Genomic DNA, 14,512 nt, shown 5'->3' on the forward strand with positions numbered 1-14,512 from the left:
ATGAGAAAAATCATAACAAGTGCACACAAAAATGGAGAAAAATTGACTTTAAGCTTTAACAACAGTACAAAAATGGCACATAAACATCCTGGACGGATTAAATAATAAACAAAGGAGATTGTTATGGCGGATAAGAAAGCTACCCTTCACGTTGAAGGTCATGCGCCGATCGAACTGCCAATTATGGACGGTACGCTAGGTACACCTGTGATTGATGTTCGTAAACTGGGAGCCAATGGTTACTTTACTTTTGACCCAGGTTTTCTTGCCACTGCATCTTGTGAATCATCAATCACGTACATCGACGGCGGCAAAGGTATTCTTTTGCACCGCGGCTACCCGATTGATCAATTAGCCAATAACGCAGATTACTTGGAAGTATGTTACATCCTGCTTTATGGTGAAGCCCCTACCCGTGAGCAATACGAGCAATTCAAAACAACGGTTACTCGCCATACGATGGTGCATGAACAAATCGCAAGCTTCTTCCATGGCTTCCGACGTGATGCACACCCAATGGCAGTAATGTGTGGTGTGGTTGGTGCACTAGCGGCCTTCTACCACGATTCACTCGATATCAACAACGACGAGCACCGTGAGATCGCGGCGTACCGTCTACTGTCTAAAATGCCAACATTGGCGGCGATGTGTTACAAGTACTCTATCGGTCAGCCATTTATCTATCCTCGTAACGACTTAAGCTACGCAGAAAACTTCCTACACATGATGTACGCAAACCCATGTGAAGAATACGAAGTAAACCCTGTTGTTGCTCGTGCGATGGATAAAATCTTTACGCTTCACGCGGATCACGAACAAAACGCATCGACATCAACGGTTCGTTTGTCCGGTTCTTCTGGTGCGAACCCGTTCGCATGTATTGCCGCAGGTATTGCTTCTCTATGGGGTCCTGCGCACGGTGGTGCGAACGAAGCATGTCTGAAGATGCTTGAAGAGATCGGCAGCGTAGATAACATCCCAGAGTACGTAGAGCGTGCAAAAGACAAAGATGATCCATTCCGTCTAATGGGCTTCGGTCACCGCGTTTACAAAAACTACGATCCACGTGCAACGGTAATGCGTGAAACATGTCACGAAGTGCTAAAAGAGCTAAACATCAAGGATCCACTGCTAGACGTTGCAATGGAACTTGAGCGTATTGCACTTTCTGACGAATACTTCGTGTCTAAGAAGCTATACCCGAACGTAGACTTCTACTCAGGCATCATCCTAAAAGCGATCGGTATTCCTGTATCGATGTTTACGGTAATCTTCGCGATTTCTCGTACTATCGGTTGGATTGCTCATTGGAACGAAATGCACAGCGATCCACTAAACCGTATCGGTCGTCCTCGTCAGCTATACACTGGTGAAACTCAGCGTGAGTTCTCTCCACTGCACGAGCGTGAGTAGGCGTTAGAATCGAGAATAGGATAAGTGTTGGGGTTGACGTGAAAGCGTCAACCCTTTCTTTTTTGAAGAGACGAGAACGAGCGACGCTCCATAGAACGCTTCGCTTCGAGATGCGAGAGATAATTGCGTAACACTTTCGCATCTCAAAGGACAAAGCCCGTCCCTTCTATACTGGGTTATCAATATCAATAAACGTAACGTCTAAACCGTGCTCTTGCGCTAACCATTCACCCAACGCTTTAATGCCGTAACGTTCAGTTGCGTGATGACCTGCAGAGAAGTAATGGATATCCAATTCACGAGCCGTGTAAGTCGTACGTTCTGAGATCTCGCCCGAAATAAATGCATCTAATCCATGCTGAGCCGCAAGCTCAATGAAGTCTTGACCACCGCCGGTACACCAACCAACTGTCTCAATCATTTTTTCTGCATTGTCAGGCGCGATATGCAAAGGTTCACGGTTTAATACGTGATTGATTTTGTTTGCGAAGTCAGCGCCAGTCATTGCTTGTTTCAAACGACCAAACAGAGCAACAGATTGAGGATGCCCTTCTAAGCCACCTTCTACTTCGATGTCTAATAAGCGCGCCAACTCTGCGTTATTACCCAACTCAGGATGAATATCTAACGGTAAGTGGTATCCATAAAGGTTGATGTCATTTTTAATCAAGCTACGGATACGCTTCCCTTTCATTCCGCGAATTGGTTCTGGTTCACCTTTCCAAAAATACCCATGGTGAACAAGCAATGCCTCGGCGTCTAACTCGATAGCCTTATCGATCAATGCTTGTGAAGCTGTTACGCCAGTTACAATGCGTTCGATTTCTGATTTGCCTTCGACTTGCATGCCATTCGGTGCGTAGTCTTTAATGAGTTGTGGCGACAGTTTCTCGTTAAGGATCTTTTCCAGCTGTAAATTATTCATTGTTACTTCCAATACTTGTGGCTTAAACGAAGTGTATATCGAACCGCGATCAGGATGCTAGTTGTGGCATCCCCAACCAGAATAAATTTCGATACAATAGAAAGGCTCTGCCTGTGACAACAAGGATATTGGATGAATTCTCTACAACGTTTCTATCAATGGATTGCTAGCACCCCACCACTTTTTAAACTTCAAACGCCCTTTGTCACCGTCGAAGACATTCTGACACCACCTCTATCGGACAATGAAGATTACGATGGCAATCCACGACTTGGCTTCCTTTACCAACACCTTTGCACCAAGCTACTGACTTGCTCACCTCGATATGAACTGGTTGCTGAAGAAATCCAACTTAATGACACTACTGGACGCACAATTGGCGCCGTCGATTTGATCCTCGAAAATCAGGAAACAAACCAACACGAGCATTGGGAAGTCGCCATTAAATTCTACTTACTGCATGAAGGTATTTGGTATGGACCGAATGCACACGACCAACTGCACAAAAAGCTCGATCGCATGCTCACTCACCAACTAAAAATGAGCCAGAGAGAAGAGTTCCACCAGCAGTTACCGTTAGACGCCATACCGAGCGAACACTTGCTGATGCAAGGTCGCCTCTATGTAAATCCTTTCTCGGCCGAACCAACCCCTACAACCTGTTTAGGTTACGAGCTAAACCAAAGCCAAATATCCGGCTATTGGTGTTATCAAAGCCAATGGGAAGGGATTAAAGAACCTTTATACGCTCTTTCCAAACCACTGTGGGCAGTTGGCAATGAGGAGTTCTTGGAACCCATCGATAAACCATCAGATAGGTTTATTCACGCTCAAACAAAGAGTGGTCAATTTTGGTTTGTTGTACCTGATACGTGGCCGAACTAAAACGGGAAACGATTTTATTTTGCTTTTCTAGGAACAAGTCCCGTCAACACCTTCTTAATCAAAATACCTTTTCACTATACTCTCAACGAGCACCTCTCGATTCCTAGAGCGAAGCGCTCCCGACTCTCGAAGCGCAGCGTTCCCTCTTCACAAACAAAAAGGGCCGACGCAATGTCGACCCTTTCGAACCTTAATCGTTTGAATTACAAACCAGCGGCTGCAAATACTTGATTAACGATTTCTTGTGCTTCGGCTTCGATTTGTTTTAGGTGCTCTTCACCTTTAAAGCTTTCACAGTAAATCTTGTAGATGTCTTCAGTGCCTGATGGACGAGCAGCGAACCAACCATTAGCTGTCGTTACTTTAAGACCACCAATTGCAGCACCGTTACCAGGAGCGTGCGTTAGACGAGCCGTAATTACGTCACCTGCTAGTGTTTCTGCCGCGACCATTTCTGGTGACAACTTCTTCAGTACGTCTTTTTGTGGGCCATTTGCTACAGCTTGAATACGGTTGTACTTAGACTCACCGTGCTTCGCCGCAAGCTCTTCATAGTAATCTTGAGGGTTCTTACCCGTTACCGCAGTGATCTCTGCCGCTAGAAGACATAGCAAGATGCCATCTTTGTCTGTTGACCAAGGCGTACCATCTTTGCGAAGGAAAGACGCACCAGCACTTTCTTCGCCACCGAAGCCAAACTTACCAGTATACAGACCGTCCACAAACCATTTGAAGCCAACAGGCACTTCACATAGCTCACGACCTAGATCCGCAACAACACGGTCAATCAGGGCGCTTGAAACTAGCGTTTTACCAACAGCGACATCTTTACCCCACGCGTCACGGTGACGGTATAGGTAGTCGATACAAACCGCTAAGAAGTGGTTCGGATTCATCAAACCTTTTGGCGTAACGATACCGTGACGGTCGTAGTCAGGATCGTTACCAAATGCTAGATCGTATTCATCTTTCAGCGCCAATAGACCCGCCATTGCGTAAGGAGAAGAACAGTCCATACGTACAACGCCGTCTTTATCTAGCGACATGAATTGGAAAGAAGGATCAATCGCTTCACTTACTAGCGTTAGGTCTAGGTTGTATGCCTGACCAATTTGACGCCAGTAATCGATGCCGCTGCCACCCAATGGATCTACACCAATCTTCAGGTTTGCTTTTTGGATTGCTTCCATATCGATAACGTTCACTAAGTCGTCGATGTATGGTTTCACCAAATCCATCTCTACAAACAGCTCAGATGCTTTTGCTTCAGCTAACGGTAGGCGTTTAACGCCTTGTAGATCTTCAGCAATCAGTGCGTTTGCACGATCTTCGATAGCCTGAGTTAGCTCTGTTTCAGCTGGACCACCGTGCGTCGGGTTGTACTTGATACCGCCGTCTTGAGGTGGGTTATGAGATGGGGTAATCACGATGCCATCTGCTTTGTCATCATGCTTGATGTTGTAAGTCAGAATCGCGTGTGAAATACCAGGCGTTGGCGTGTAGCCGTTGTCTTGCTGGACAATCACTGTCACACCGTTTGCAATCAATACTTCAATCACACTTGAAAACGCTGGTTCAGATAGCGCGTGCGTGTCTTTGCCCACAAACAGTGGACCTGTTGTACCTTGCTCAGCACGAACTTCTGCGACCGCTTGAGCGATAGCTAAAATGTGGTTTTCGTTAAAGGTGTGCTTGTCCGCGGTACCGCGGTGACCAGAAGTACCAAATTGAACGTTATGCTCTGCATTTGATGCATCAGGTTGAAGTAAGAAGTAGTTAGCAACGAGTGCTGGGATATTATGAAGATCTTCCTGCTGCGCTTTTTGCCCAGCACGAGGGTGCATAGCCATGTTTGACATCCTTTCTTTAAATACAAATAAAATCAAAAAAGCCTCATAATATCCGCTATACGCTACACATTATGAGGCTTCTATCAGGTTTCTTAGATTGAACCTGTTACTTTCTCTATCAAGTCAGGCTGGAATTCCATATGAGTCATCACCTGCTCAACCATCTGTCGCTTGCGACTGGTGTTGTTATTAGTGATTACCCAAAATGGCGTACCAGGAATTGCTTTAGGCTTGGTGGTATTGCCGTTTGCTAGCAGAGTATCTTCATTATCAGCAAAGTAAACGCGCTTGCGCCCTTTTACTTTCGTTGCTTGAGAGAAGCTCTCTGGATTTAACGTGTGTAAGGTTGATAGAACCAACATGAAGCGATCAATCGCTTTCTTAAGGCCAGCAAACTCATCAGAAATCAGTAGAGAACGCATCTCTTTTACGGTATCCACTGATTCTGTTTTACCAGCATCTTTACTTACTATAATCCCTTGTGGCTGCTCGATTACAGGTGCCACGACGGCTTCCTGCAACTGACCATCAAGGTTCAAAAGGCGTCGTAAAATATCCGAGGCACTTTCACCGATATGCTTGGTTTGACCCGCAATGTAACGGTATAGATCCTCATCAACCTCAATTGTTTTCATTCGCTTTTCACATTCTCAATGTTTAAACTCTGGGGGATTATAACGAGATCCTCGCGGATACTCCACGTTAAACCCATCACGAATAAGATAAAATGTCAGCATTACTCAACTATAAGCAGGAAGGCCAAGGCCAAACGGTTGTTTTGATTCATGGATTGTTTGGCAGTTTCAGTAATCTAGGTTTACTGGCTCGCGATCTCGTCCAAGATCATTCCGTGATCAGCATTGATCTACGAAATCACGGTCTCTCTTTCCATTCAGATACACACAACTATGAAGTCATGGCGCAAGATGTTGCTGATTTACTTCGCAATATCGACATCGAGCCTGCGTTAGTAATCGGCCACTCTATGGGTGGTAAGGTTGCAATGAAACTAGCAGATGTCGCTCCTGAATTAATAAAACAGCTGATCGTTTTAGACATGGCACCAGTTGCCTACAACACAAATCGTCACGACAATGTATTTCGTGGTCTACAAGCGGTAGTCAAAGAACAACCAAGTAATCGCCAACAAACCATGGATATTCTTGCTCAACACATTGAAATGGACGGCGTAAGACAATTTTTGTCGAAGTCGCTGTATAGGAACGGTGACAAAATGGATTGGCGCTTTAATGTCGCAAGCTTATTCAACAATTATGATCAGATTATTGGCTGGCAAGAAATTGCTACCACAGATATTCCAACTCTGTTTGTTAAAGGTGGTGATTCAGACTATCTAATGCCTGAGCATCAGCCTGCTGTTAAGCGTCAGTTTAACAACGCAAAAGCACACATTATCGCCAATACCGGACACTGGTTACATGCAGAGAAACCCGCTGAAGTAATGCGTGTGCTCAGGAAATATATTTCGAGTTAACAAATTCGAAAAACAACGCCAGATTATTGAAATAACCCTTCTTGTTGTGCATTAACTTTACTGTTTAACAGTGGTATAGTGCGCCCAAGAATTTTTGGCATGAAGGACGACAATGCTATACGACTATATGGACATGCTCGAGTCGATTGGGCTCGATCTGCTTTTTGCTGCTATCTTCTTTTTCATCGGGATGGCAATAAAAGATGTGCTAAAACAAGGTAACGTACCTGTTTTTGGTCGTCGTATTGTGTGGTTAGTCCTTTTCCTTGGCTGCGCTGGTTTCATCGCGAAAGGCCTGATTCAGCTCAGTTGGGAAGGCACAGGGCTTGGTTAAGCTCTTCTCCCCATCGCCAGTAACAAACAATGTAAAGGTATAGACTCTATGGCAAGTGTAGGTATCTTCTTCGGTAGCGACACAGGTAATACTGAAGCCGTTGCAAAGATGATTCAAAAGCAACTAGGTAAACAACTAGTTCACGTTCAAGACATCGCAAAAAGCAGCAAAGAAGACATTGATAACTTTGATCTTCTTCTTCTAGGTATCCCTACGTGGTACTACGGTGAAGCGCAATGTGATTGGGATGATTTCTTCCCTGAGCTTGAGCAAGTAGACTTCTCAACAAAGCTAGTCGCTATCTTTGGTTGTGGTGACCAAGAAGATTACGCAGAGTACTTCTGTGATGCGATGGGTACAGTTCGTGACATCGTTGAAGCAAAAGGCGGTACTATCCTTGGCCACACTTCAACTGAAAGTTACGAGTTTGAAGCGTCTAAAGCACTTGTTGAAGGCGACGATAGCCAGTTTGTTGGCCTATGTATCGACGAAGATCGTCAACCAGAATTGACTGATGAACGTGTCGAAAACTGGGTTAAGCAAATCTATGAAGAGATGTGCCTAGCTGAGCTTGAAGGCTAATACAGCACCTATTGAAAAAGACCTCCACCTTGGAGGTCTTTTTGTATCTGTCTATCAAGAAGCTTCCGTTGCGACCTCTTCTTCTCGATATTGAGGTTTCTTCCTCACATACAACTTCCGTTGCACTTCCGATACAACGTTACCTTCTTTGTCTTTCACATAGGTAATAAACTCTGGAAAGCACTTTTCACCGTTACGAGTCATTTGGTAAATGTCAGCTAGCATTCCTTCTGTTACTTCAAACTCGGCAAATAAATCACTCTGTCCCGGTTTGATGAAGTTGATACTCGCCTCTTTATCCCACACAAAATACTCTTCCCGTAAAATGCCCATCAACATCAGAGAATAAATTGGGTCCGTAAGCGAGAAGATACTACCGCCATACTGGGTACGATTTGCGTTTTTATTCCACCAACGGAGCTTCAAACGAACGTTAACCGTTCGAAAGTCTTCAGAAATATGTAAGATTTTGATACCTGAGCCCCAAAATGGCGGCCAAATATTAAGCGCAAACTTAACAATCCCTGGTTTATAAATCTTGGCAAGTCGCTTATTCATACCTATCCATAGCCTTTGCGATGCAATGTTATAAAAATGTAACTGGTCTGATCTGTAATATAATCGACCTGTTTCTAATTTACAAAAAGAATCTATTAACCCTTTGAAGTTCGTGGTTTAATGTTCAGTACGCTTCGCCTATAATGGTAGGAATATTGAATTCTGTTAAATCGCTGCAGATGATCCAACGGGAAAGTATATGTCAGATAATAATCAGGCGCTGAAGGATGCGGGCTTAAAAGTAACCCTTCCAAGGCTAAAAATTCTAGAAGTACTTCAGCAGCCAGACTGCCAGCACATCAGTGCTGAAGATTTGTACAAAAAGCTAATCGATCTAGGTGAAGAGATTGGTCTAGCAACCGTTTATCGTGTATTAAACCAATTTGATGATGCTGGTATTGTTACTCGCCACCATTTCGAAGGCGGTAAATCAGTATTTGAACTGTCAACTCAACATCACCACGATCACTTAGTATGTTTAGACTGTGGTGAAGTAATTGAGTTTTCAGATGACGTGATTGAAGAACGTCAAAAAGAAATCGCAGCTAAGTACAATGTTACGCTTACTAACCACAGCTTGTACCTATACGGTAAATGTAGCGATGGTTCTTGTAAGACGAATCCTGACGCGCACAAGCCTGCAAAATAAAAAGTAACGCTTTTTATTAATAAAGACTCTAAACGTCAGCTTCGGCTGGCGTTTTTTTATGGAGACAAGCGATGAAGAAAAGGAATTCTTGTGGCTTTACCTTACTCGAACTGATTATTGCAATTGTTATTCTTGGGATACTGGCTGTTGTAGTCGCACCGCGATTCTTAAACCTTCAAGACGATGCCTACCAAGCCAAGATGGAAGCCATCGCAGACCAATTTGAAACGGCAGTTAAGTTCACCCAAAGCCAGTGGTTAGTTAACGGGGGACAGCAGCAGCACAGCAAAATATAGATGGCTATGGTGGCGGAGAACTCGATGTCAATGAATTTGGCTACCCTTTAGGAACAAACAAAGGCAACGCCAGTGGGAATATTGGTAACCCATACAATATTGGCCAAGGGAACGCAGGATGTATTGCCGTATGGCAAGCTCTATTAGGTGATGAATACTCGCTATCGAATAATCGGAATGCGAACGATAGGTTTGATTTTATAACGCGCCGTATCAGAGACAATGACTCCCACCAATCCGTTTGCTATTACACGTATACAAAAAAAGGTTACGAACGAACTCCCGAAAACTCAAGCTTTGTCATATGGTACGACTCAAAAGCAGGCACGGTAACGACATCAAAGCCCTCTCGTCTACCATAGGACATAAAAAATGCCAGCAATTTGCTGGCATTTTTGTTAGCGAGGTATTGAGATTATTGGTTCTCGATTTTCGCCCAAGTATCACGTAGACCAACCGTACGGTTGAATACTAGGTTATCTGCTGAAGAATCTTTTGAATCTGCACAGAAGTAACCCATACGCTCAAACTGATAACCTGTTTCCGCTTCTGCCGTTGCTAGGCTTGGCTCAACAAAACCGTTTAGAACCACTAGTGATTCTGGGTTGATTGTCGCAGCAAAGTCATCCGCAGCCGCTGGATTTGGTACTGTGAACAAACGATCGTACATGCGGATTTCTGCAGGCAATGCTTTGTCTGCTGATACCCAGTGGATTACGCCTTTCACTTTACGGCCATCTGCCGGGTTCTTACCTAGCGTTTCAGCATCGTAAGTACAGAAGATTGTCGTGATGTTGCCTTCCGCGTCTTTCTCGATGCGTTCAGCCTTGATCACGTATGCGCCACGTAGACGTACTTCTTTACCTAGAACAAGGCGCTTGTACTTCTTGTTTGCTTCTTCACGGAAATCTTCGCGCTCAATCCAAACTTCACGAGTGAATGGCACTTCACGCTCGCCCATTTCAGGTTTGTTTGGATGGTTAGCAACCGTCAGAGTTTCTACCGCACCTTCTTCAAAGTTCTCGATAACGATCTTAACTGGATCTAGAACGGCCATCGCACGTGGTGCGTTTTCGTTTAGATCATCACGAATACAAGATTCTAGTGAACCGAACTCAATCATGTTCTCTTGTTTCGTTACACCGATACGCTTACAGAACTCACGAATAGATGCAGAAGTGAAACCACGGCGACGCAGACCAGATACGGTTGGCATGCGTGGGTCATCCCAACCATCAACCAATTTCTCAGTCACTAGTTGGTTTAGCTTACGCTTAGACATCACTGTGTATTCAAGGTTTAGGCGACTGAATTCGTACTGGTGTGGACGGCAATCAATCGTGATGTTGTCTAGAACCCAGTCGTACAGACGGCGGTTATCCATGAACTCAAGAGTACAGATAGAGTGCGTAATGCCTTCTAATGCATCAGAGATACAGTGTGTGAAGTCGTACATTGGGTAAATGCACCACTTATCACCAGTCTGGTGGTGAGTCGCGAAACGTACACGGTAGATAACTGGATCACGCATTACCATGAATGAAGAACCCATGTCGATCTTAGCGCGAAGACACGCTTTACCTTCTTCGAACTCACCTGCACGCATTTTTTCAAATAGCGCTAGGTTTTCTTCGATTGGGCGATCACGGTATGGGCTTGGTTTACCCGGAGCCGTTAGCGTACCGCGGTATTCACGAATCTGCTCAGGACTTAGCTCATCAACATACGCTAAGCCTTTATTAATCAATTCAATTGCATATTCGTAAAGCTTGTCGAAGTAGTTTGATGAGTAACATACTTCACCATCCCACTCGAAGCCCAACCAGTTTACATCTTTCTTGATAGACTCAACGTATTCGATGTCTTCTTTTTCAGGGTTTGTATCGTCAAAACGCAAGTTACATTGACCCTGGTAGTCCTGAGCAATACCGAAGTTCAAACAGATAGACTTAGCATGACCGATATGCAGGTAACCGTTCGGCTCCGGCGGGAATCGAGTATGCACGCTAGTGTGTTTACCATCCGCTAGATCTTTATCAATAATCTGGCGAATAAAGTTTGATGGACGAGCATCAGCTTCACTCATCTATAGCACCTCAAAAATATTAGTATTGTCAGAGAAAACAGAACTCCACAACCAAGGTTGGATTTGCAGAGTGCATTGTTCCTAATGATCCACAATTCTTAGCGATTAGACAACAAGAACCGTCGTTAAAAAGGCAATATTTCTCTACTTAGGTGGAAACCAAAGCATATTGAAACGCTTGAAACAAAAAAAGACCTCCCGAAGGAGGTCTTTTATAGAGAGTCTTTAAGATGTTACTAAGGAAGTTTTACATCTGATAGGTCTTCACCTGCACCGATTGCTTTCATTTCACCAGCAACGATTTCTGCAAGAGGACCAAGGATAACTTGTAGGTTGTTTTCACCTAGCTTAACCACACCCTTCGCACCAAGTTTCTTAAGAACAGCTTCGTCAGCCACTGAGCGGTCTTTAAGAGTAAGGCGTAGACGAGTGATACATGCGTCAATTGAAGTTAGGTTGTCGTGACCACCTAGTGCTTTCAGGTATTGACGAGCTAGGTCACCTTTTGGTGCATCACCAGCTGGAGCAGCAGATGCATCTTCATCGTCATCTTCACGACCTGGCGATTTCAGGTTGAATGCGCGGATTGCGAAGCTGAATGTGAAGAAGTATAGAGCACCGAAGCTTAGACCTAGAGCAAGAAGCACTAGAGGCTTAGTAGCTAGACCGTAGTTCAGTACGAAGTCGATTAGACCCGCAGAGAAACCAAAGCCATGTAGCGTGCCAAGCATGTTTGCAAGTACTAGAGATAGACCAGTAAACACGGCGTGCATTGCGTATAGAGCAGGAGCAAGGAACACAAACATGAACTCTAGAGGCTCTGTAATACCTGTTAGGAATGAACAGAACGCTACTGAGAATAGTGCGCCACCAACTTGGCTGCGTTTCTCAACTGGTGCTGCTAGGTACATAGCTAGTGCCGCACCTGGTAGACCGAACATCATTACAGGGAAGAAGCCGTTCATGAATACACCAGCGCTCTTATCGCCGCCGAAGAAGCGGTGTAGGTCACCAGATTTAAGCGTTTCAGTTACTTCTTTAACTGTTGCTGTGATTTCTGGAGTTACAGAGTTAGCGAATTCGAATGTGTGAGTCTGACCAGCAACAAGAGTCTTAGCTAGAGCTGGGTCAACACAAAGCTGTTGTAGAGCAGGAAGTGCTTGACCAGCAGCAGTTGCGCCAGATACTAGAACTTCTTGACACGTACCCATACCGAACCAGAAGTACGAGTTTAGTACGTGGTGTAGACCTACAGGGATAAGTGCGCGGTTAAGCGTGCCGTAAACGAACTGACCGATAGCACCAGAAGTAGAAACTGCGTGCGCTAGCGCGTCAAGACCGCCTTGAATTGTTGGCCATACAACACCAGCAAGAGCACCAGCTACAAGCGAGAATAGACCCGCCATGATTGGTACTAGACGTTTGCCAGAGAAGAATGCCAACCACTCAGGAAGACGAGTAGCATGGAAAGCGTTGTAAGAGTGACCAGCGATGATACCTGCAATGATACCGCCGAAGAATGACATGTTAACACTTGCATCAATTGTCGCTGCAGTAGCAGTTAGCACGAAGTAAGCAACTGCACCTGCTAGACCAGCAGCACCTTGACCGTCTTTAGAAAGACCGATCGCGATACCTAGACCGAATAGTAGTGGTAGTTGACTAAAGATTGCATTACCAGCTGATGCCATAAACGCAATGTCTAAAAGGTCAGGTTGACCCAAACGTAGTAAAAGCGCTGCAACTGGAAGCGTTGCGATAGGAAGCATAAGAGCTTTACCTAACTTCTGCGCGTATCCAAGAATATTCACCTTAAGTTCCCCCTATAGGATTTTATGTTTTGTCGAATGACTTATTTCAGTCGTTCAATTTAGTCGCTACCAGTTTATGATATTAATTTTGCTCCGCAAATTAAAAGCTCATTGTTTGTGATCATAATCACCAGAAACAGCCCTTTGGGAAGGTTTTTGCTAGCGAGATCATAAAACTTATTTTATTATACGAAAAAATGGCGTTTTAGAGATAAGATTCTCGCACTTTATGCAAGACAGAATCAGTGTTATTTTGGTATCTCTACAGATGATTCGCAGTAACTTCGCTCTGGAAAACAATCATAAAAACTAATTCATTTATTATTTTTCAGTTAGTTACTCTGATAATGACATCGATAAAACGCGACTTGCTGTATGTGACTCGTTATCTAATTCAGTGATACAAACTAAGTACCAGCATGACTCATGCAGTCACCAGTTAGATAACGGGACAGAAAATGAATTCTCATCTATAAGGACTAGCTGACTATGTACGCGCTAAGTAACTGTAAAATCTATACCGGTAGTGATGTTCTTACCGATCATGCGGTCATCATCGACAATGACCAGATTCAATCAGTTGTGCCAGTAACTCAATTACCAGAAGGTATTGAGATCAAAGATCTGGACGGTGCAAATCTAAGCCCTGGTTTTATTGACCTTCAGCTAAACGGCTGTGGCGGTGTGATGCTAAACGACGAAATCACACCTGAAACCATGCAAATCATGCACGAAGCCAACCTAAAGTCGGGTTGTACTAGCTTCCTACCAACTCTTATCACGTCTTCAGACGAAGACATGCGTGCTTCGATTGCTGCGGCTCGTGAATACCACAACAAATACCAAAACCAATCGTTAGGTCTTCACCTTGAAGGTCCTTACCTTAACGTTGCGAAGAAAGGCATCCACAGCGTGGACTTCATCCGCCCTTCTGACGACGGCATGATTGACCTTATTTGTGCGAATGCAGATCTCGTAGCAAAAGTAACACTAGCACCAGAGCAAAATGATCCTGAACACATTGCACGTCTTAAAGCGGCAGGTATCGTCGTATCAATCGGCCACACAAATGCGACTTACGCAGAAGCGCGTGAAGGTTTTGAAGCAGGTATCACCTTTGCTACTCACCTATTCAACGCAATGACGCCAATGGTTGGCCGTGAACCTGGTGTTGTTGGTGCGATTTATGACACTCCGGAAGTTTACGCCGGCATCATTGCTGACGGTTTTCACGTAGACTACGCAAACATCCGAATTGCTCATAAAATCAAAGGTGAGAAGCTTGTTTTGGTGACGGATGCCACAGCTCCAGCAGGTGCTAACATGGATCACTTTATTTTTGTTGGTAAGAAAGTATATTACCGAGATGGTAAATGTGTTGATGAAAATGGCACATTAGGCGGCTCAGCTCTGACTATGATAGAAGCAGTTCAGAATACAGTTGAGCACGCAGGCATCGCTTTAGACGAAGCTCTACGAATGGCTACACTGTACCCAGCAACCGCAATCGGTGTTGAGGAACGTCTTGGCCGAGTTCGAAAAGGAATGGTTGCAAACCTGACTATTTTCGATCGTGACTTCAATGTAAAAGCGACGGTTGTTAACGGACAATACGAGCAAAATTAAGC

At 44.5% G+C, this 14,512-nt stretch carries 14 protein-coding genes; 8 read left to right on the plus strand and 6 right to left on the minus strand.

The window, feature by feature from the left end; genetic code table 11:
* The first annotated feature begins 123 nt into the window (after window positions 1-123).
* Window positions 124-1,413: a citrate synthase gene (locus tag C1S74_RS06560; protein ID WP_038865686.1), complete on the plus strand. Its 1,290-nt coding sequence runs from the start codon at window positions 124-126 to the stop codon at window positions 1,411-1,413.
* A 166-nt stretch (window positions 1,414-1,579) separates the two neighbouring features.
* Here C1S74_RS06560 and C1S74_RS06565 read toward each other — a convergent pair whose 3' ends face one another.
* On the minus strand, window positions 1,580-2,338 hold the full coding sequence (locus tag C1S74_RS06565; RefSeq protein WP_045399054.1) for a Nif3-like dinuclear metal center hexameric protein: 759 nt from the start codon (window positions 2,336-2,338) through the stop codon (window positions 1,580-1,582).
* A 132-nt stretch (window positions 2,339-2,470) separates the two neighbouring features.
* Between C1S74_RS06565 and C1S74_RS06570 the strand changes: the two genes are divergently transcribed.
* Window positions 2,471-3,223 (plus strand): DUF1853 family protein, encoded by a 753-nt coding sequence (locus C1S74_RS06570; protein WP_045399051.1) that lies wholly within the window; start codon window positions 2,471-2,473, stop codon window positions 3,221-3,223.
* Between the two features lie 203 nt (window positions 3,224-3,426).
* On the opposite strand, the gene pgm is transcribed toward C1S74_RS06570, so the two are convergent.
* Both pgm and seqA read right to left on the minus strand, forming a co-directional pair.
* A complete protein-coding gene (gene pgm, locus C1S74_RS06575; RefSeq protein WP_045399049.1) occupies window positions 3,427-5,073 on the minus strand; it encodes a phosphoglucomutase (alpha-D-glucose-1,6-bisphosphate-dependent) in 1,647 nt (548 codons plus the stop codon).
* Between the two features lie 92 nt (window positions 5,074-5,165).
* Complete coding sequence (gene seqA, locus C1S74_RS06580; protein WP_045399047.1) at window positions 5,166-5,708, minus strand: replication initiation negative regulator SeqA; 543 nt, start codon at window positions 5,706-5,708, stop codon at window positions 5,166-5,168.
* 92 nt (window positions 5,709-5,800) lie between these two features.
* Between seqA and C1S74_RS06585 the strand changes: the two genes are divergently transcribed.
* From C1S74_RS06585 to fldA, 3 genes are all read left to right on the plus strand, one after another.
* Entirely contained in the window at window positions 5,801-6,568 is a 768-nt protein-coding gene (locus tag C1S74_RS06585) for an alpha/beta fold hydrolase (protein ID WP_045399045.1), read from the plus strand.
* 112 nt (window positions 6,569-6,680) lie between these two features.
* A complete protein-coding gene (locus tag C1S74_RS06590) occupies window positions 6,681-6,902 on the plus strand; it encodes a DUF2788 domain-containing protein (RefSeq protein ID WP_005446406.1) in 222 nt (73 codons plus the stop codon).
* Between the two features lie 48 nt (window positions 6,903-6,950).
* Entirely contained in the window at window positions 6,951-7,484 is a 534-nt protein-coding gene (gene fldA, locus C1S74_RS06595) for a flavodoxin FldA (RefSeq protein ID WP_038865696.1), read from the plus strand.
* Between the two features lie 54 nt (window positions 7,485-7,538).
* Here the strand turns inward: fldA and C1S74_RS06600 are convergent, their stop codons facing one another.
* Complete coding sequence (locus C1S74_RS06600; RefSeq protein ID WP_038877569.1) at window positions 7,539-8,042, minus strand: DUF4442 domain-containing protein; 504 nt, start codon at window positions 8,040-8,042, stop codon at window positions 7,539-7,541.
* Window positions 8,043-8,241: 199 nt separating this feature from the next.
* On the opposite strand from C1S74_RS06600, the gene fcrX reads away from it, so the two are divergent.
* Window positions 8,242-8,691 (plus strand): ferric iron uptake transcriptional regulator FcrX, encoded by a 450-nt coding sequence (gene fcrX, locus C1S74_RS06605; RefSeq protein ID WP_010643296.1) that lies wholly within the window; start codon window positions 8,242-8,244, stop codon window positions 8,689-8,691.
* 71 nt (window positions 8,692-8,762) lie between these two features.
* Window positions 8,763-8,987 (plus strand): type II secretion system protein, encoded by a 225-nt coding sequence (locus C1S74_RS26965; protein ID WP_269423810.1) that lies wholly within the window; start codon window positions 8,763-8,765, stop codon window positions 8,985-8,987.
* 415 nt (window positions 8,988-9,402) lie between these two features.
* On the opposite strand, the gene glnS is transcribed toward C1S74_RS26965, so the two are convergent.
* Together glnS and nagE are read right to left on the minus strand one after the other, a co-directional pair.
* Window positions 9,403-11,073: a glutamine--tRNA ligase gene (gene glnS / locus C1S74_RS06615; protein WP_038865703.1), complete on the minus strand. Its 1,671-nt coding sequence runs from the start codon at window positions 11,071-11,073 to the stop codon at window positions 9,403-9,405.
* Between the two features lie 236 nt (window positions 11,074-11,309).
* Window positions 11,310-12,884, minus strand: a complete 1,575-nt coding sequence (gene nagE, locus C1S74_RS06620) for an N-acetylglucosamine-specific PTS transporter subunit IIBC (RefSeq protein ID WP_038865705.1) — start codon at window positions 12,882-12,884, stop codon at window positions 11,310-11,312.
* A gap of 489 nt (window positions 12,885-13,373) precedes the next feature.
* Between nagE and nagA the strand changes: the two genes are divergently transcribed.
* Window positions 13,374-14,510 carry an N-acetylglucosamine-6-phosphate deacetylase gene (gene nagA, locus C1S74_RS06630; RefSeq protein WP_038865707.1) on the plus strand — a complete coding sequence of 379 codons (1,137 nt, stop codon included), beginning with the start codon at window positions 13,374-13,376 and terminating at the stop codon, window positions 14,508-14,510.
* The last annotated feature ends 2 nt before the right edge of the window (window positions 14,511-14,512 follow it).

This window comes from Vibrio hyugaensis, from assembly GCF_002906655.1.
Classification (GTDB): domain Bacteria; phylum Pseudomonadota; class Gammaproteobacteria; order Enterobacterales; family Vibrionaceae; genus Vibrio; species Vibrio hyugaensis.